The 16,837-nt window shown below is 69.8% G+C and carries 18 protein-coding genes; 3 read left to right on the forward strand and 15 right to left on the reverse strand.

The features are described from left to right. Window positions 1-49: 49 nt before the first annotated feature. From J2847_RS22340 to J2847_RS22360, 5 genes are read right to left on the reverse strand one after another with little or no spacing between them, the layout of a single operon-like run. Window positions 50-1,204 carry an iron-containing alcohol dehydrogenase gene (locus J2847_RS22340; RefSeq protein WP_209781037.1) on the reverse strand — a complete coding sequence of 385 codons (1,155 nt, stop codon included), beginning with the start codon at window positions 1,202-1,204 and terminating at the stop codon, window positions 50-52. 27 nt (window positions 1,205-1,231) lie between these two features. Then, window positions 1,232-1,678 carry an acyl-CoA thioesterase gene (locus tag J2847_RS22345; RefSeq protein ID WP_085558053.1) on the reverse strand — a complete coding sequence of 149 codons (447 nt, stop codon included), beginning with the start codon at window positions 1,676-1,678 and terminating at the stop codon, window positions 1,232-1,234. Between the two features lie 37 nt (window positions 1,679-1,715). Continuing rightward, complete coding sequence (locus J2847_RS22350; RefSeq protein ID WP_209781038.1) at window positions 1,716-2,918, reverse strand: acetyl-CoA C-acyltransferase; 1,203 nt, start codon at window positions 2,916-2,918, stop codon at window positions 1,716-1,718. A gap of 21 nt (window positions 2,919-2,939) precedes the next feature. After that, on the reverse strand, window positions 2,940-3,875 hold the full coding sequence (locus J2847_RS22355; RefSeq protein WP_209781039.1) for an SDR family NAD(P)-dependent oxidoreductase: 936 nt from the start codon (window positions 3,873-3,875) through the stop codon (window positions 2,940-2,942). Beyond that, complete coding sequence (locus tag J2847_RS22360; RefSeq protein ID WP_209781040.1) at window positions 3,872-4,354, reverse strand: MaoC family dehydratase; 483 nt, start codon at window positions 4,352-4,354, stop codon at window positions 3,872-3,874. The genes J2847_RS22355 and J2847_RS22360 overlap by 4 nt, the downstream gene beginning before the upstream one ends. Window positions 4,355-4,586: 232 nt before the next feature. On the opposite strand from J2847_RS22360, the gene J2847_RS22365 reads away from it, so the two are divergent. Beyond that, the gene (locus tag J2847_RS22365) at window positions 4,587-5,228 is read left to right on the forward strand and encodes a TetR/AcrR family transcriptional regulator (protein WP_209781041.1); all 642 of its coding nucleotides are present in this window, start codon (window positions 4,587-4,589) and stop codon (window positions 5,226-5,228) included. A gap of 51 nt (window positions 5,229-5,279) precedes the next feature. Here J2847_RS22365 and J2847_RS22370 read toward each other — a convergent pair whose 3' ends face one another. Next, a complete protein-coding gene (locus J2847_RS22370) occupies window positions 5,280-6,914 on the reverse strand; it encodes an AMP-binding protein (protein ID WP_209781042.1) in 1,635 nt (544 codons plus the stop codon). Window positions 6,915-7,087: 173 nt separating this feature from the next. On the opposite strand from J2847_RS22370, the gene J2847_RS22375 reads away from it, so the two are divergent. Further along, window positions 7,088-7,825 carry an enoyl-CoA hydratase/isomerase family protein gene (locus J2847_RS22375; protein ID WP_209781043.1) on the forward strand — a complete coding sequence of 246 codons (738 nt, stop codon included), beginning with the start codon at window positions 7,088-7,090 and terminating at the stop codon, window positions 7,823-7,825. Between the two features lie 44 nt (window positions 7,826-7,869). Beyond that, a complete protein-coding gene (locus J2847_RS22380) occupies window positions 7,870-9,084 on the forward strand; it encodes an ABC transporter substrate-binding protein (RefSeq protein ID WP_209781044.1) in 1,215 nt (404 codons plus the stop codon). An 18-nt stretch (window positions 9,085-9,102) separates the two neighbouring features. Here the strand turns inward: J2847_RS22380 and J2847_RS22385 are convergent, their stop codons facing one another. The 9 genes from J2847_RS22385 to J2847_RS22425 form a co-directional block, all read right to left on the reverse strand. Continuing rightward, window positions 9,103-9,981, reverse strand: coding sequence for a DMT family transporter (locus tag J2847_RS22385; RefSeq protein ID WP_209781045.1), 879 nt, complete (start codon window positions 9,979-9,981; stop codon window positions 9,103-9,105). Beyond that, window positions 9,978-10,421, reverse strand: coding sequence for a PaaI family thioesterase (locus J2847_RS22390; protein ID WP_209781046.1), 444 nt, complete (start codon window positions 10,419-10,421; stop codon window positions 9,978-9,980). Before J2847_RS22390 ends, J2847_RS22385 begins: the two co-directional genes overlap by 4 nt. A gap of 284 nt (window positions 10,422-10,705) precedes the next feature. Beyond that, window positions 10,706-11,560 (reverse strand): alpha/beta hydrolase, encoded by an 855-nt coding sequence (locus J2847_RS22395; RefSeq protein ID WP_209781047.1) that lies wholly within the window; start codon window positions 11,558-11,560, stop codon window positions 10,706-10,708. 32 nt (window positions 11,561-11,592) lie between these two features. After that, entirely contained in the window at window positions 11,593-12,090 is a 498-nt protein-coding gene (locus J2847_RS22400; protein ID WP_325169461.1) for a MarR family winged helix-turn-helix transcriptional regulator, read from the reverse strand. A gap of 85 nt (window positions 12,091-12,175) precedes the next feature. Next, window positions 12,176-13,027 carry a tryptophan 2,3-dioxygenase gene (kynA, locus tag J2847_RS22405; protein WP_209781048.1) on the reverse strand — a complete coding sequence of 284 codons (852 nt, stop codon included), beginning with the start codon at window positions 13,025-13,027 and terminating at the stop codon, window positions 12,176-12,178. Beyond that, window positions 13,024-14,232, reverse strand: coding sequence for a kynureninase (gene kynU / locus J2847_RS22410; RefSeq protein WP_209781049.1), 1,209 nt, complete (start codon window positions 14,230-14,232; stop codon window positions 13,024-13,026). Before kynU ends, kynA begins: the two co-directional genes overlap by 4 nt. After that, window positions 14,229-15,854: a benzoate-CoA ligase family protein gene (locus J2847_RS22415; protein WP_209781050.1), complete on the reverse strand. Its 1,626-nt coding sequence runs from the start codon at window positions 15,852-15,854 to the stop codon at window positions 14,229-14,231. Before J2847_RS22415 ends, kynU begins: the two co-directional genes overlap by 4 nt. A 144-nt stretch (window positions 15,855-15,998) precedes the next feature. Continuing rightward, complete coding sequence (locus tag J2847_RS22420; protein WP_209781051.1) at window positions 15,999-16,394, reverse strand: RidA family protein; 396 nt, start codon at window positions 16,392-16,394, stop codon at window positions 15,999-16,001. Next, window positions 16,385-16,837 (reverse strand): acyl-CoA thioesterase, encoded by a 453-nt coding sequence (locus J2847_RS22425; RefSeq protein WP_209781052.1) that lies wholly within the window; start codon window positions 16,835-16,837, stop codon window positions 16,385-16,387. Before J2847_RS22425 ends, J2847_RS22420 begins: the two co-directional genes overlap by 10 nt.

A 16,837-nucleotide genomic window follows, 5' to 3' on the forward strand; every position in this document is an offset into this window, starting at 1 on the left:
TGTCTGGGGTTCTCCTCCCTCAACCGGCGGCGGGCGCATCCGTCCCCGGTCAGAACGCTTGACCGTAGATGGCCAGGGCGTCCTCATAGGTGACGTCGCGCGGGTTGTTGACCAGCAGGCGCTGCACCTTCATGGCGTCGGCGGCGAGCATCGGCAGGTCCTCACGCCGGACACCGACCTGTTCCAACCGCTGCTCCATCGGCATGGCGGCGACCAGATCGCGCATGGCGCCGATGAAGGCGCCCGCCGCCTCGGCCGAGCTGGCGAAGCTGCGGCCGGGCAGGATCGCCGGGGCGAGTTCGGCGTAGAGCCCCTCGGCGGCCGGCCGGTTGAACTCCAGCACCGGCCCCAGCACCAGCGCGTTGCTCAAGCCGTGCGGCACGTGGAAATGGCCGCCCAGCGGGTAGGCCAGGGCGTGCACCGCGCCGACCGGCGCGTTGGCGAAGGCGATGCCGGCGAGCAGCGAGCCCTGGAGCATCGCCGCGCGGGCGGCGACGTTCCGCCCGTCCTTGATGACGGCGCGGATGTTGCCGCCCAGCAGGCTCAGCGCCCGCAGCGCGAGGCTGTCGGACAGCGGGTTCTTCTTGTGGCGGGTGGTGTAGGCCTCGATGGCGTGGACCATCGCGTCGATGCCGGTCATCGCGGTGACGCGCGGCGGCAGCCCGAGCGTCAGATGGGCGTCGAGCACCGCCAGATCGGGGTAGAGCAGGCTGGAGACCACCCCCTTCTTCTCGCTGGTCGGCGTGGTGACGATGGCGATGGGCGTCACCTCCGATCCCGTACCGGCGGTGGTCGGCACCTGGATCAGCGGCAGGCGCGGCCCCTTGGCGAGACCGATGCCGTAGATGTCCGGCAGTTCCTGTGGCGTGCCGGCCAGCAGGGCGACCAGCTTGGCGGTGTCGAGCGAGCTGCCGCCGCCGAAGCCGATCACCCCGTCGGCCCCGGCCTCGCGCGCCGCCTGGACCGCCAGCGCGACCGACTCCTCGGGCGGGTCGGCCAGCACGTCGGCGAACAGGGCGCAATGCGTGCCGGCGGCGGTGAAGCCGGCCGCGACCGGCTCCAGCAGCCCGGCCGCGACCAGACCGGCGTCGGTGACGATCAGCGCGCGGCGGATGCCGAGCCCCTTCGCCATCTCGCCCAGCCGGGCCGCCGCCCCCGCCTCGCACACCAGCTTCGGGGTGGTCTCGAACACGAAGTCCGTCATGTCTCGGTCCTCACCGGAAAGGGGGCGTCAGACGGCTTCGGCCGGCACGACCAGCCGTTCGAGCACGGCGCGGAGCGTGTCCGGCAACGCCGCCGGGCGGCGCGTCTCGCGGTCGACATAGACATGCACGAAATGGCCGCAGGCCGCCGGGGTCAGGTCGTCGTTGCGGAACAGCCCGACCTCGTAGCGGACGCTGCTGGTGCCCAGACGCGCCACGCGCAGCCCGGCCTCGACCCGGTCGGGGAAGCTGACCGGCGCGTAATAGCTGCAACCGGTGTCCACCACCAGCCCGATCACCGGGCTGTTCTCGATGTCCAGCGCGCCGTTCTCGATCAGGTACTGGTTCACCACCGTGTCGAAGTAGCTGTAATAGACCACGTTGTTGACGTGGCCGTAGGCGTCGTTGTCCATCCAGCGGGTGGGCACGATCTGGAAATGCGGGTAGGCGGCGCGGGTGTCGTGCTTGCGGTCCATGCGGGGTCCTCCTTGTCTCAGGCTTAATCTTGGGGGCTCAGGCGATTTCGAACAGGCCGGCGGCGCCCATGCCGCCACCGACGCACATGGTGACGACGACGTGGCGCGCCCCCCGCCGCTTGCCCTCGATCAGGGCGTGGCCGACCAGACGGGCGCCCGACATGCCGTAGGGATGGCCGACGGCGATGGCCCCGCCATTGACGTTCAGCCGCTCGTCGGGAATGCCGAGCCGGTCGCGGCAATGGATCACCTGCGCGGCGAAGGCCTCGTTCAGTTCCCACAGCCCGATGTCGTCGACGCTCAGGCCGTGCTGTTTCAGCAGCTTCGGCACCGCGAAGACCGGGCCGATCCCCATCTCGTCCGGATCGCAGCCGGCAACCGCGATGCCCCGGTAGATGCCGAGCGGGCTGAGCCCCCGCCGTTCGGCCTCCGCCGCCTCCATCAGCACGCTGGCCGACGCCCCGTCCGACAGCTGCGAGGCGTTGCCGGCGGTGACGAAGCGCCCCTCGGCGATCCGCTGGCCGTCGCGGAACACCGGCTTCAGTGCCGACAGACCGGCGAGCGTGGTGTCCGGCCGGTTGCTCTCGTCGCGCTCCAGCGTGACCGCGTGGCGGGTGGTCTCGCCGGTCGCCTTGTCGAAGCGGGTCATCGTGGTGGCGACCGGCACGATCTCCGCGTCGAAGCGGCCGGCGGCCTGCGCCTCGGCGGTGCGCGCCTGGGAGCGGGCGGCGTAGGCGTCCTGCGCCTCGCGCGGCACGCCGTAGCGCGCCGACACGATCTCCGCCGTCTCGATCATCGCCATGTAGACGTCGGGGCGGTGCTCGACCAGCCAGGGGTCGCGCCAGCGCTCGACGTTCATGCGGTCGGTCTGCACCAGCGACAGCGATTCCAGCCCGCCGCCGACCGCGACGGTCATGCCGTCCACGATGATCTGCTTGGCGGCGATGGCGATGGCCATCAGGCCCGAGGCGCATTGCCGGTCCACCGACTGCGCCGCCACCGAGGTCGGCAGCCCGGCGCGCAACGCGCATTGCCGGGCCATGTTCATGTGGGTGGCGCCCTGCTGCAAGGCCGCCCCCATCACCACGTCGTCGATCTCGGCGGGGTCGATCCCGGCGCGGGCGACGGCGTGGGCGATGGCGTGCCCGCCCAGCGCCTGCGCCTGGGTGTCGTTGAAGGCGCCGCGGTAGGCCTTGCCGATGGGCGTGCGGGCGGTCGATACGATGACGGCTTCTCTCACCGGTCTTCTCCCCACTTCAGGTCAGCCGGCGGCGTCCGCCGCGCGCTTCAGGATGCGGTCGACGTGGGTCAGGCCGGCGTCGATCTCGTGCTGGCGGTCGAGCGAGGCGATCTCGGCGAAGCGGGCGGCGACGGCCTCCGGCGTCCGCTCCCCCTCGGGCAGGAAGACGCCGTCCGATTCGACGATGGCGAGCCGGGCGTAGGTGCCGGCGCCGGCGAGCATCACCGTGCGGCTCGGCGCCTGTTCGGACACCAGGAACAGCGCCGCCGGGGTGACGAAGTCCGGGTTCAGCCGGGCCAGCGCCGTCTCGTCGAGGATGTCGGAGGTCATGCGGGTCGCCGCCGTCGGGGCGACCGCGTTGACATGGATGCCGTTGCGGATGCCCTCCAGATGCAGGACGTTCATCAGCCCGACCAGCCCGGCCTTCGCCGCCCCGTAGTTCGACTGGCCGAAATTGCCGTAGACGCCCGAGGTCGAGGTCGTCATCAGGACGCGGCCGTAATTCTGCGCGCGCATGATCGGCCAGACCGCGTGGGTGACGTTGGCCGCCCCCAGCAGATGCACGTCGACGACCGAACGGAAATCCTCCAGCTCCATCTTGGCGAAGCTCTTGTCGCGCAGGATGCCGGCGTTGTTGATCAGCACGTCGATGCAGCCCCACAGCCCGTGGGCGCGTTCGACCATCGCCGCGACCTGCGCCGGGTCGGTGACGTTCGCACCGTCGGCGACGGCCTCGCCGCCCCGGCCGCGAATCTCCGCGACCACGGTCTCGGCCGCGTCCGAAGCGCCGCGGCCGTCACGGCCGCCGCCCAGATCGTTGACCACCACCTTGGCGCCGCGCGCCGCCAGTTCCAGCGCGTAGCCACGCCCCAGGCCGTTCCCCGCCCCGGTGACGATGGCGACGCGCCCGTCGAAACGGATGCCATCCGGCCCGATGCCGCCCGATTGAATGCTCATGCTGCGTCCACCTGTTCTTTCAAAAGGGTCAGGATGATCCAGTCGGCCGCCAGCGCCGGCTTGCCGCCGCCCTCGACCTCCACCGTCACGGCGTAGCGCGCGACCAGTTCGCGCTCCGACCGGCGGGTCGCCTCGCTCAGCACGAAGCGGGCGCGGACCCGCGCGCCGGAGCGGACCGGGGCGAGGAAGCGGACACGGTCGAAGCCGTAATTGATGACCATCGCCTCCCCGGCGATCGCCGGAAGCACGCCTTCCCCCATCGCGGTCAACAGCGACAGCGACAGGAAGCCGTGGGCGATGGTTCCACCGAAGGGGGTGTCGCGCTGCGCGCGCTCGGGATCGACATGGATGAACTGGTGGTCGTCGATGACGTCGGCGAAGGCGTCGATGCGCGTCTGGCCGATCGCGAACCAGCGCGACACGCCGATCTCGGTGCCGGCGCGCCGCTCCAGATCCCCGGCGGGAATGGGTTCGGTCATTGGGCGTCTTCCCATGGTCGTTTGGGTGCGTGCCCACGAAGTTTGCTTGCGTCACGCACAAAAAACATACCAAGTAGTATGTGAGCGCGCCCGCACTGTCCAGGCAGAAATGTTGCCTGCCGGATGGATTGGTCCTAGCTTCGCGGAATCGGTCCACGCCGGTCTGTCGCGGCGGGATCATGCGGGCGGAACAGGTTGGTCGCCGACGAACTTATCGAGTTGGAACTGGACGATGAGCAGTGAAAAGAGCCCGCTGTCACCCCGCATCGACAAGACCGGGAACATCGAGATCCTGATCGCCGCCGCCGAATGCTTCATGGAGCAGGGCTATCATGCGGCGAGCATCGACGACGTGGCGCGGCGTCTGGGATCCACGAAGGGACGCATCTACCATTACTACCGCTCGAAGACGGAGTTGTTCTTCGACGTCCACCGCGAGGGCATGCGCCGCAACTTCGAGGCCGTCACCCCGGCGATGAAGGGGCCGGAGCCGGCGGCGCGGCGCCTCAGCGCCATGTTCCGCCAGCACGCCCTGTCGATGATGGAGAATCTCGCCCTTGAGGCGGTGGTCGTCCAGGGGGTGGAGATGCACCGCTTCGGCGCCACGACGCCCGAGCAGCGCCGCACGCTGGCCGAGCTGATGACCGTGCGCAACGACTTCGAGAGTCTCTTCAAGCGGGTCGCCTACGAGGGTGTCGAGGACGGCTCGATCCGCACCAGCGACGTGTCGGTGGCGGTCAAGGTGGCGCTCGGCGCCATCAACTGGCTGTCGATCTGGTACCGCCCCCGCCCGGCGGAGACGCGCGACGACCGCGAGATCCTCGCCGACAAGATCGTCGAATCGATCATGCAGGGTTTGAACACGCCGCGATAACAGGGAAGCCCCTCTCCCTCAGGGAGAGGGGCCCTTGCTTCGCTCCACCGGTCAGCCCAGCTTTTCCCGCTTGAGACGGATGCCCGCCGCCTCGCGGTCCCAGCACCCCTCGATCACCCCCTCGGCACGCAGCGTGTGCTTCTGGAGCTTGCCGCTGGCCGTCTTGGGAAGCTCCTCCACGACACGGACGTAGCGCGGCACCATGTAATGCGCCACCCGCGCCGCCAGGAAACCGACCAGTTCGGCGGGATCGACCACGGCGCCGGGAACCGGGGCGACGACGGCCAGGACCTCGTCCTCGCCGACCTCGCTGGGAACGGCAACGGTCACCGCCTCGCGCACGGCGGGATGCGCGCAAATCTCCGCCTCCAGTTCGAAGGAAGAGATGTTCTCGCCCCGACGGCGGATGACGTCCTTCAGGCGGTCGACGAAGAAGAAGCGCCCGTCCGGCTCCATGCGGAAGGCGTCGCCGGTGTGGAACCAGCCGTTGCGCATGGCCGCCACCGTCGCCTCCGGATTGCGGTAATAGCCGGAGCCGAGCGCCCAGGGCCGGTGCGAGCGGATGATCAGCTCGCCGACCGACCCGGGTGGCAGCTCCGCGTCGTTGGCGTCGACCACGCGCAGTTCGAAGCAGGGCCGCGCGCGGCCGCACAGGCCCGGCACCATCCCGTCCGGCCCGGCGGTCCGCGGCCCCGCCGTCAGCGGGCTGGCGATCTCGGTCATGTTGTAGACGGTGTGGAGCTCGACGCCGAAACGCTCTCCGAACCGGGGCGCATCCTCTCCGAAGGGGACGATGAAAACCTTCTTTAGGGTATGGTCGCGGTCGCGCGGGTCCGGCGGGGCTTTCAGCAGGAAGCTCGCCATGACGCCGAGCAGCAGGACCACCGTGCTTCCGGTGTCGCAGATCGAGTCCCAGAAGTCACCGGTGCGGAACTCCGGCACCATCGCCATCGAGCCGCCCTTGCCCAACATGCAATAGACGTAAAGCGTGCTGCCGCAATGGAAAATCGGCCCGCAGATCATGCAGCGGTCGTCCGCCGTGATGCTGGTGAAGGCGTCCGGCCCCATCGCGTGGATCTGCACGTAGGAGGTGACCACCCCCTTCGCCGCCCCCGTGGTGCCCGACGAATACATGATCGCGTGCGGATCCCAGGGCTGGATCGGCCGGTCGAGGTCCAGGCTCAGGCCGGAATCGGCCGGCGCGTCGACCAGCGGCGCGACGGTGACACCGGGCAGGTCGGGCGGCGGCGAGTCCGCCGCCCCGACGGTCAGAATTTTGGCCAGCGGCCCGCGGTCGATCTCCGCCAGACGGCCGAGCAGGGCCGCGTGCGCGATCATCACCGTGGCGCCGGCGTTGTCCAGCATATGCTCCAGCGGGCGGCCCCGGCTCGCCGTGTTGAGCGGCACATAGACCGCGCCGAGATAGTTGATGGCGAACCAGGCGGTCAGCAGGTCCGGCCCGTTCCCCATCCAGCACAGCACATGGTCGCCTTGGCGCACGCCCTGCGCCCGCAGGGCGGCGGCGCGGCGGCGGACACGCTCCAAGGTCTCCCGGTAGCTCCAGGTCTCGCCCCGCCAGAAGGCGACGAACACCACGTCGGGCTGTCGCTCCGCCTGCCCTTCCAGAAGATTGCGCAGCACGCATTCGTCCGCCGAGGGAATCCTCGCCCATTCATCGCCGTGCATCGCCGATCACCCTCCCTCTTCGTCCAACCGTCACACCGTCGAGCCCCCGGCGGGGACCGTTGACCGTATGTTTGCACTACGAACCAAAGCATTGCAACATACTCAGTAGAATGTTAGGTGGATGGAGCTGGCCGACCCCAGCGCCGGAACCGATAGGGAAAGGAACAGACGGAATGAGGCTTGTGTCGATCGAGCGGCTGGATGGCGTGGCGCTGGTCCGCTACGACCGTGGCGGACGCGCCAACGCCCTGAACGCGGCGGCGATGGAGGAGCTGACGGACGCCGCCCACCGGCTGCGCACCGACGGTTCCCTGCGGGCCGTGGTGCTGACCGGCGCCGCGACGGTGTTCTCCGGCGGCCTCGACCTGTCCGACCCACGGCTCTGGCCGGCCGGCGCGGACGCGCTGGAACAGCACGCCGCCGTCGAGCGTGGCCGCGCGCTGTGCGAGGCCTGGGCGGCGCTGCCCCAGTTCACCATCGCCGCCGTCGAGGGGGCGGCGGTCGGCGGCGGCGGCGTGCTGGCGATGGCGCTCGACCTGCGCATCTTCGGGCGCGGCGCGCATCTGCGCCTGCCCGAGGCGCGGCTCGGCTTCAACCTCGCCTGGGGCGGGCTGCCGCGTCTGGTGTCGCTGGTCGGCCCGGCGCGGGCCAAGCGCCTGCTGTTCACCGACCTTCGGGTCGATTCGTCGCTGGCCCTCGATTGGGGCCTCGCCGATCTCGTCGCCGAGGACGGGGCCGTGGTGACGGAAAGCCTGCGGCTGGCGCAGGACGCCGCGATGGTTCCGCCGCTGGCCCTGCGCATGACCAAGCGCGCCATCGACGCCCAGTCCGATCAGACGCGGCTGGCCCATGGCGACAGCGACCAGTTCCTGCTCGGCCGCCTGCTGCGCGACGCCGCTGCCGGCGCCTGAACCCCATCCACGCAAAGCATCACCAGAACCGGGAGGATCAACGCATGAAGACGCTCAAGACGGCCCTGCTCGCGGGCATGGCCGCCATCACCCTGACCGGCGCGGCACAGGCGCAGGTTTCCGACAACATCGTGAAGATCGCCGTGCTCGACGACATGACCGGCATCTACGCCGACCTCGCCGGGCGCGGCTCGGTGGTCGCCGCGCAGATGGCGGTCGAGGATTTCGGCGGCACGGTGAAGGGCACACCGGTCCAGGTCGTCTTCGCCGACCACCAGAACAAGGCCGACATCGCCGCCAGCATCTCCCGCCAATGGATCGACCGCGAGCAGGTCGACGTGATCGTCGACGTCGGCAACTCCGCCGCGGCGCTGGCGGTCCAGGAGGTGACGCGCGAGACCGGCCGGGTCCACCTGAACTCGACCGCAGGCAGCACCGAGCTGACCAACGAGAAATGCTCGCCCACCGGCGTGCATTGGACCTACGACACCTACGCGCTCGCCAACGGAGCCGGCCGCGCCCTGACCCAACAGGGCAACAAGAAGTGGTTCTTCATCACCGCCGACTACACCTTCGGCCGCAGCCTGGAGACCAACACGTCGAACGCGGTCAAGAAGGCCGGCGGCGAGGTTCTGGGCACGGTGCGGGCGCCGGTCGCGACACCGGACTTCTCCTCCTTCCTGCTCCAGGCGCAGGCGTCGGGGGCCCAGGTGGTGGCGCTGGCCAACGCCGGCGGCGACTTCGTGAACGCGGTGAAGCAGGCCAACGAGTTCGGCCTGTCCCAGAGCGGCCAGAAGATGGTCGGCATGCTGGTCTTCCTGACCGACATCGACAGCCTCGGCCTCGACGTGACCAAGGGGATGGTGATCACCACCGGCTGGTACTGGGACACCGACGACCGCACGCGGGAATTCGCCAAGCGCTTCGGCCAGCGGCACGAGGGCAAGATGCCGACCATGGTGCAGGCCGGCGTCTATTCGGCGGTTCTGAACTACCTGAAGGCCATCGACGCCACCGGCACCGACAAGGGCCTGACCGTGGTCAACCAGCTCAAGTCCATGCCGATCGAGGACATGTTCGCCCGCAACGGCAAGGTCCGCGCCGACGGCCGCATGGTCCACGACATGCATCTCGTCGAGGTCAAGAGCCCGGCCGAATCCAAGGGGCGCTGGGATTACTACAAGATCCTCAGCACCATTCCGGGCGACGAGGCCTTCCTGCCGCTGGCCGAAAGCAAGTGCCCGCTGGTGAAGGGCTGAGACCCGCTCTTCCGCCGGTCACGTCAGGTTCGTCACCTTGTCGTTGATCACGCGTGGCCGGCGCAGGACGATCAGGCTGAGGCCGGCCACCGTGACCAGACCGCCCACCACCAGGCGCCAGGACAGCGGCTCTCCCAGCAGTAGCACGCCCGACGCCACCCCGACCGCCGGCAGCAGCAGCAGATAGGGCACCGTCTGGTTGACGTCGTAGAGCCGCAGCAGGCGGTACCACAGACCGTAGGCGACGATCGTCGCCATCACCGCGATGAAGGCCAGGGCTCCCCAGCCCACCAGCGTGGCGTTGCGGATGGCGGCGATCTGGTCCCGCTCGACCAGCAGCGACAGCGTCAGGAGCTGCGGCGCCGCGAACAGCGCCATCCAGGCGTTGAGCGTGAAGCCCTCCACCGATTCCAGCCGCTTGATCTGCACGCTGCCCAGCGCGAAGGCGAGGCTGGCGGTGACGACCAGCAGCAGCGGCACCGGATTCTCGATCCGCTCCGGCTCGCCGGCCAGCAGCGCCACCCCGGCGAAGGCGATCACCATGCCGAGCGTGCGCCGCCAGCCCAGCCGGTCCTTGAAGAAGATCGCCGCCATCAGCGAGGAGAACGGCACCTGGAGCTGTGCCGCCACGGAAGCGGTGGCGGCGTCCAGCCCCTTGATGCCCATGAACATCAACGGAAAATGCACGGAGCCGAGCACCATCGACAGCAGCAGGATCCCGCGCAGCCGGCCCCACGGCACCCGCACGAAGGGCAGCAGCAGGGCCGCGACCAGCGTGAAGCGCAGCCCCATCAACAGGAGCGGCGAGAATTCGGCGAGCGCCAGCTTGGCGGCGACGAAGTTCACCCCCCACAGCAGCACGACGACCAGCGCCAGCCCGATGTCCTGGACGCTCATGCCCCGAAACCATCCGGCGTTCCGGACAGGGCGGCCGGTTGCACCGCCGCCGTGGCGCGGCGCTTGAAACTGCCCTGCGCCGTCGCGATGACCGCCCCATCCTCGTCGATGATCCGGCTCTCCGCGAAATAGACGCTGCGGCCGCCGCCGGTCACCCGCCCGACGGCGCGAATCCGGCCCTGGGCGACGCGGGCGACGTAGTTGATGGACAGCGACAGGGTGGCCGCGTGGCGCTCCTCGCCCGGCTCCGCGCTGAAGAGGCCGGAGTAGCCGCAGGCCGCATCCAGCATCGTCGCCATCACCCCCCCTTGCAGGCTGCCCTGCCGGTTGAGGTGGCGGGGCTCGATCAGCAGCTCGAACTCGGCCAGATCGGGCTGCCACCGGCACAGCGTCAGGCCGATCATCGTCAAAAAGGGGTTGTGGTCGAGGTTGAGGTCCATGGCCGTGCCCGTCGGGTGGGGATGCGGGTGAGCGTCGCCGGCAAACGCAGCCCCGAGGATGCGCCCGCCGGACGGGTCGTCGCGCCGGCCATCTCCTTGGAATTCCCCGCCTGGAAATTCCGTTGGCCGGAATGTTTTCCCATGATGCGACGCGACGGTAGAGGTTGCCAAAAGCCCCTGTCAAGCGGCCGCTGGCCCGGCAGGGCTGCGCTGCGGCAAAGGCAGGGCTGGACGGACGCTTCCGGTTCGAACGGTCCGGCCCCCCTGGCCGCTCGGATAATTCCCTACCGAGCGCTCCCGCCGCCTCCGAGAAGCTCGCCGACGAGGGGGGAGTGCGGATCGGCCAGATCCTCGATGACGTTGTAATGATGGCGAGCGGCGGTCTGCCGCTCCGTCATGCGCGCATCCAGGCCGCTCCAGATGTTGGCGAGAAGGGCATTCTGGCGGATGAATTCCGGCCGCTCGTCCGCCCCCACCCAGCAGGTCACCGACACGCCGGGATGCGGCATCGCCAGGGCCGGGCTTTCACGCACGACCTCCTCCCCGTCGAGCCCGAGGGTCTGGTTCATCGCCGTCTTCAGCAGCGGGCGCAGATCGTGCAGCCCGCTGATGGAGACCGTGTGCACGACCCGCTCCCGCACCGCCCAGGACAGGCCGGCATCGGCGCAGAGCAGGCGGGTCACCAGATGGCCGCCGGCCGAATGGCCGGTCAGGCGCAGGGGGCCGGCGGTCCGCCCGGCGACCGCCTCCACCGCCCGTTCGATCTGGCGGGTGATGCCGCCGATCCGCGCCTCCGGGCACAGCGTGTAGCTGGGCATGGCGACGCGCCAGCCATGGGCGAGCGCGCCGGCCGCCAGATGCGACCAGCTCGACTTGTCGAACGCCTTCCAGAAACCGCCATGCACGAAGACGACGGTTCCCGCCGCCTCCCCCTCCGGGTGGAAGAGGTCGAAGACCTCGCGCGGCAGCGGCCCGTAGGGGCGATCAAGCTCGGCCCGCCCCGTCGCCACCATCGCCGCACGGAAACCGGCCGCCGCCGCCGCCCATTTCGCCGGATAGGCGCTGCCGCCCTCGATGTGGGCGCCGTTGGCGTAGGCGTCGTCCCAATCGATGGGTCCCGGACCGGCCGTCGTGACCATCGGGTCGTCTCCTCCCTTGGGGTTGGGCGCGTTCAGCCGCCCGTCCTTTCCAGATGCTGCTTCAACGCGCCAAGCCCGTCCAGCAGCCCGCGCTTGACCGGCTCGTCGAGCCCGTCCAGCAGCCCGACCACCCACTGCTCATGCTCGCCGGCCATCCCCAGGAAGCGCGCGCGTCCCTCGTCGGTCAGGCGGATGATGTTGGTCCGGCGGTCCCGGGGGTGCGGCTCGCGGCGGACGAGGCCGTCCTCGACCAGCCGGTCGACGAGGCTGGTGATGGCGCCGTTGGACACCATCATGCGGTGCGACACCTCGGTCATGGTCAGCCCGTCCTCGACCCGCTCCAATTGCGACAGCAGGTCGAAGCGGGCCAGCGAAATGCCGAAATCGCTGGTGATGCGGCTTTGCAGGACGGATTCGATCCGGCTGGCGCAGAACAGCAGGCGCAACCACAGCCGGATGTCGGCGTGGTTGCCGGCGTCCGGGTCCATCCGCTGGTCCCGCTTGCGCGGGCTGGTCACTTTCGCTGCCATGGCCTGTCCTTGAATGTCCGGCGATTGCCGGCCGGCACTCTCCCGTGTCCGCCGCCGGATGTCGAGGGGGGAGGAAGCCCCTGCCCTACAGCACGGTGCGGACCCGCCAGAGCTCCGGGAACAGCTCGACCGCCAGCATGTTGCGCAGATAGGGGACGCCGCCGGTGCCGCCGGTCCCCCGCTTGAAGCCGATGATCCGCTCCACCGTGGTGACGTGGTTGAAGCGCCACCGGCGGAAGTAATCCTCGAAGTCGACCAGCTTCTCGGCCAGCTCGTAGAGCGGCCAATGGCGGTCCGGATCCTGGTAGACGATCCGCCAGCTCTCCGTCACGCCGTCTTGCGGCCGGTGGGTTTGCGACACGTCGCGCTCCAGCACCTCCGCCGGCACGGGAATGCCGTTGCGGGCGAGCAGGCGCAGCGCCTCGTCGTACAGGCTCGGCCGCGTCAGCTCCTCCTCCAGCCGCGCCCGGATCTCCGGCCGGTGCTCGTGGGGCCGCAGCATCGCCCTGTTGCGGTTGCCGAGCAGATACTCGATCTCGCGGTACTGGTGCGACTGGAAACCCGAGGACTGGCCGAGATCGCCGCGGAACTTGGTGTATTCGCTGGGCGTCATCGTGCGCAGCACGTCCCAGGCGGAGTTGAGTTGCTCGAAGACGCGCGAGACGCGGCTCAGCATCTTGAAGGCGGGCGACAGCCGGTCGTCGCGGATGGCGTCGCGCGCGGCGCGGATCTCGTAGACCGCCAGCCGCATCCACAGCTCCGAGGTCTGGTGCTGGATGATGAACAGCATTTCGTCATGGGCCGTCGAGCGCGGGCGTTGGGCGTCGAGAATGCGGTCGAGCTGGAGATAGTCGCCGTAGGACATGCGTCCGTCGAACGCCATCTGCGCGCCCTCGGCCGCAGGATCATAGGGACAGGACTGCTCGGAGTCGCTCATGTCACGGTCGCCTTGCGGTGATAGTCGGGGCGGTCCCACAGCCGGCCGGCCAGGACCGTCTCCAGCACGGCTACGGCGGCGCGCAGTTCGTCGGCGCCGATGTAGAGCGGCGTGATGCCGAAGCGCAGGATGTCGGGCGCGCGGAAGTCGCCGATCACGCCACGGTCGATCAGCGCCCGCATGATCGCGTAGCCCTGCGGGTGGCGGAAGGACACCTGGCTGCCGCGCCGGGCGCCGTCGCGCGGCGAGGCCAGGGCCAGCTCGGGGCAGCGCGCCTCCACCTCCGTGATGAAGAGGTCGCACAGCGCGATGGACTGCCGGCGGATGTCGGCCATGTCGACCCCGTCCCAGACGTCGAGCGCCGCGTCCAGCGCCGCCAGCGCGATCACCGGCGGCGTGCCGACCCGCATCCGCTCCACCCCGGCGCCGGGCCGGTAGGAGGGCTCGAAGGCGAAGGGCGCCGCGTGCCCCATCCAGCCGGACAGCGCGGGACGGGCCGCCTTGGCGTGGCGCGGGGCGACATAGAGGAAGGCGGGCGCTCCCGGCCCGCCGTTCAGATACTTGTAGGTGCAGCCCGCCGCGAAGTCGGCGCCGGCGGCGGTGAGATCGACCGGCAGGGCGCCGGCCGAATGGGCGAGATCCCAGACGGTCAGCGCGCCGGCAGCATGGGCGCGGGCAGTCAGCGCCGCCATGTCGTGCTTCCGGCCGGTGCGGTAGTCCACCTCGGTCAGCATCAGCACGGCAACGCGCCCGTCGATCGCCCCCTCCACCGCCTCGGGCTCCACCATTTCCAGCCGGTGGCCCTGGCCGAGCGTGGCGATCAACCCCTCGGCCATGTAGAGGTCGGTCGGGAAATTGCCGGTGTCCGACAGGATCACCCGGCGGTCCGGATTCAGCGCCAGCGCCGCCGCCAGCGCCTGATAGACCTTGATCGACAGCGTGTCGCCCATCACCACGCTGCCCGGCGGCGCGCCGATCAGCCGGCCGACGCGGTCGCCGACGCGGCCCGGCTGCGTCATCCAGCCGGCATCGTTCCAGCCACGGATCAGCCGCGTGCCCCATTCCTCGGCCAGCGTGCGGGCGACCCGCTGCTCGACACCGGCCGGCAGCGGCCCCAGCGAGTTGCCGTCGAGGTAGATCACCCCCTCGGGAATCCGGAAGAGCGCGCGCGTTCCCTTGAAATCGTTTTGGGTGAAGTCGGTCATGCCTGTTCCTGTTCGCGCAGGCGGAAGCGCTGGAGCTTGCCGGTGGCGGTGCGCGGAAGCGATTCCACGAACCTCACCGAGCGCGGGTATTTGTAGGGGGCGATGGTCTGCTTGACGTGCTCCTGCAAACGCAGGACGGTGGCGCCGTCCGGGGCGACGCCGGCCGCCAGCACGACATACGCCTCGACGATCTGGCCGCGCGCCTCGTCCGGCACGCCGATCACCCCGCATTCCAGCACGTCGGCGTGCGCCAGCAGCGCCGCCTCGACCTCCGGCCCGGCGATGTTGTAGCCAGACGAGATGATCATGTCGTCCGACCGCGCGGCGAAGTGGAAGACTCCATCCTCGTCCTGCACGAAGCTGTCTCCGGTCAGGTTCCAGCCGTCGCACACGTAGTCGGCCTGCCGCGCGTCGGCGAGGTAGCGGCAGCCGGTCGGGCCGCGCACCGCCAGCCGGCCGATGGTGCCGCGCGGAACCTCCGCCATGTCGGCATCGACGATCCTCGCCTCGTAGCCGCCGACCGGCCGGCCGGTCGCCCCCGCCGTCGCGTCGCCAAAGCGGTTGGTCAGGAAGATGTGCAGCATCTCGGTGGAGCCGATGCCGTCGAGGATCGGCTTGCCGGTCTTCTCCATCCAGCGGTGGAACACCGGGGCCGGCAGCGTCTCGCCCGCCGAGACGGCGACGCGCAGGCTCGACAGGTCGGCCCCGCCCTCCATCGCCGCCAGCATGGCGAGGTAGGCGGTGGGGGCGGTGAAGCAGACGGTCGCCTTGTAGGTCTGGATGATGGCGATCATGTTGGCGGGAGACGCCGTCTCCAGCAGCGTCGCGGTGGCGCCGAAGCGCAGCGGGAAGATCGCCAGCCCGCCGAGCCCGAAGGTGAAGGCCAGCGGCGGGGAGCCGACGAAGACGTCGTCCGGCGTCACCCCCAGCACCTCGCGCGCGTAGCCGTCGGCGACGATCAGCAGATCGCGGTGGAAATGCATCGTCGCCTTGGGCTGCCCGGTGGTGCCGGAGGTGAAGGCGAGCAGCGCCACGTCGTCGCGCCCGGTCTCCACCGCCTGGAAGCGCACCGGTTTGTCGAGCGCCGCGCGGTCGAGGTCCGCGTCGTGGTTGGCTGTCCCGTCGAAGCCGACCACCCGCTTCAGGAACCGGCTGCCCGCCGCGCAGTCGAGCAGGTCGTCCATCAGCCGGGTGTCGCACAGCGCCAGCCCGATCTCCGCCTTGTCGACGATCTTGGCCAACTCACCGCTGCGCAGCATCGGCATGGTGTTGACCACCACCGCCCCGGCCTTGGTCGCCGCCAGCCAGCAGGCGACCAGCGCCGGGTTGTTGGCGGAACGGATCAGCACCCGGTTGCCCGGCCGCACCCCGTAATCCTCGACCAGCGCGTGGGCGAGGCGGTTGGTCCAGTCGGCGAGTTCCTTGTAGGTGCGGCGCCGGCCGTTGCCGATCAGCGCGACATGGTCGCCGAAGCCCTTCTCGACCATGCGATCGGTCAGCTCGACCGCCGCGTTCAGGCGCTCCGGATAGGCGAAGCCGCCGAGGAGGAAATCCGGCAGCAGCGACGGCGGCGGCAGATTGTCCCGTGTGAAGCTGTCGGTGTGCGCGGTCGGTCCAAGCATGGCGTCACTCCTCTCGCACGGAGTCGCGGGCAGTCGTGGGCAGGGCCGTAGAACGATGATGATCCCGCCGAAAACTGGTTTCAACTGTAGAATTTTTAAGATTGAAATTTCCGTCTCGCGGCCGGACCGGGGCGGAAGCGCCGGTCAGTCCGGCACCACCGCCTGGGCCTGGATCTCGATCCTGGCGCGGTCCTCGACCAGCGCCGCGACCTGGACGGCGGCGATGGCCGGGTAGTGGTTGCCCATCACCGCGCGGTAGACGGCGCCGATCGCCTTGCGGTTGGCGAGATAGTCGGTCCTGTCGGTGAAATACCAGGTCATGCTGGTGACATGCTCCGGCCCGGCGTCGGCCTCGGCCAGCACGGCGACGACGTTCTCCAGGGTCTGGCGAACCTGCGCGACGAAGTCGTCGGTCTCGAATTCGCAGGCCGCGTTCCAGCCGATCTGGCCGCCGACGAAGACCAGCCGGCCGCGCGCGGCGATTCCGTTGGCGTAGCCGACCGGCTTGGCCCAGCCCTCGGGCTGAAGGATCATGTGCATGAGGCGTCTCCCGCCGAGGGGTCGAGGTAAGCGGTCATCGCCGCGCGCAGATCGTCCGGCCAGGGCTGCGCCGCGTGGGTCTCCAGCGAGGTGCAGACCACCGACTGCGCGGCGCGGAAGCGCGGGCAATCGCCGACGCCGACCGTGTGGCGCAGTTCCGCCGAGGAGCGGCCGACGCGCGCCACCGACAGCCGGCAGGTCAGCCGCTCCCCGAGGAAGGAGGGGGCGACGAAGGTCGCCGTCAGCGCCACCGTCGGCAGGCCGACGCGGCGCTCCGTGATGGTCACCCGCCAAGGGAAATCCATCGCCGCCCACCAATCCTCGACCACCCCGTTCAGCAGATCGAAGCAGCGTGGAAAATAGACGATGCCGGCCGGGTCGCAGTCGGCGAAGCGGACGATGCGTTCGGTGACGAAGTCACGCCCGGTGACGAGAGCCGCCAT

The sequence above is a fragment of the Azospirillum agricola genome, assembly GCF_017876095.1.
Classification (GTDB): domain Bacteria; phylum Pseudomonadota; class Alphaproteobacteria; order Azospirillales; family Azospirillaceae; genus Azospirillum; species Azospirillum agricola.

Bases quoted from the DNA above. Each gene is read 5' to 3' on its own strand.
- J2847_RS22340 (WP_209781037.1), bottom strand. From the start codon at position 1,204: ATGACGGACTTCGTGTTCGAGACCACCCCGAAGCTGGTGTGCGAGGCG.
- J2847_RS22345 (WP_085558053.1), bottom strand. From the start codon at position 1,678: ATGGACCGCAAGCACGACACCCGCGCCGCCTACCCGCATTTCCAGATC.
- J2847_RS22355 (WP_209781039.1), bottom strand. From the start codon at position 3,875: ATGAGCATTCAATCGGGCGGCATCGGGCCGGATGGCATCCGTTTCGAC.
- J2847_RS22360 (WP_209781040.1), bottom strand. From the start codon at position 4,354: ATGACCGAACCCATTCCCGCCGGGGATCTGGAGCGGCGCGCCGGCACC.
- J2847_RS22365 (WP_209781041.1), top strand. From the start codon at position 4,587: ATGAGCAGTGAAAAGAGCCCGCTGTCACCCCGCATCGACAAGACCGGG.
- J2847_RS22370 (WP_209781042.1), bottom strand. From the start codon at position 6,914: ATGCACGGCGATGAATGGGCGAGGATTCCCTCGGCGGACGAATGCGTG.
- J2847_RS22375 (WP_209781043.1), top strand. From the start codon at position 7,088: ATGAGGCTTGTGTCGATCGAGCGGCTGGATGGCGTGGCGCTGGTCCGC.
- J2847_RS22380 (WP_209781044.1), top strand. From the start codon at position 7,870: ATGAAGACGCTCAAGACGGCCCTGCTCGCGGGCATGGCCGCCATCACC.
- J2847_RS22385 (WP_209781045.1), bottom strand. From the start codon at position 9,981: ATGAGCGTCCAGGACATCGGGCTGGCGCTGGTCGTCGTGCTGCTGTGG.
- J2847_RS22390 (WP_209781046.1), bottom strand. From the start codon at position 10,421: ATGGACCTCAACCTCGACCACAACCCCTTTTTGACGATGATCGGCCTG.
- J2847_RS22395 (WP_209781047.1), bottom strand. From the start codon at position 11,560: ATGGTCACGACGGCCGGTCCGGGACCCATCGATTGGGACGACGCCTAC.
- J2847_RS22400 (WP_325169461.1), bottom strand. From the start codon at position 12,090: ATGGCAGCGAAAGTGACCAGCCCGCGCAAGCGGGACCAGCGGATGGAC.
- kynA (WP_209781048.1), bottom strand. From the start codon at position 13,027: ATGAGCGACTCCGAGCAGTCCTGTCCCTATGATCCTGCGGCCGAGGGC.
- kynU (WP_209781049.1), bottom strand. From the start codon at position 14,232: ATGACCGACTTCACCCAAAACGATTTCAAGGGAACGCGCGCGCTCTTC.
- J2847_RS22415 (WP_209781050.1), bottom strand. From the start codon at position 15,854: ATGCTTGGACCGACCGCGCACACCGACAGCTTCACACGGGACAATCTG.
- J2847_RS22420 (WP_209781051.1), bottom strand. From the start codon at position 16,394: ATGCACATGATCCTTCAGCCCGAGGGCTGGGCCAAGCCGGTCGGCTAC.
- J2847_RS22425 (WP_209781052.1), bottom strand. From the start codon at position 16,837: ATGGCGGCTCTCGTCACCGGGCGTGACTTCGTCACCGAACGCATCGTC.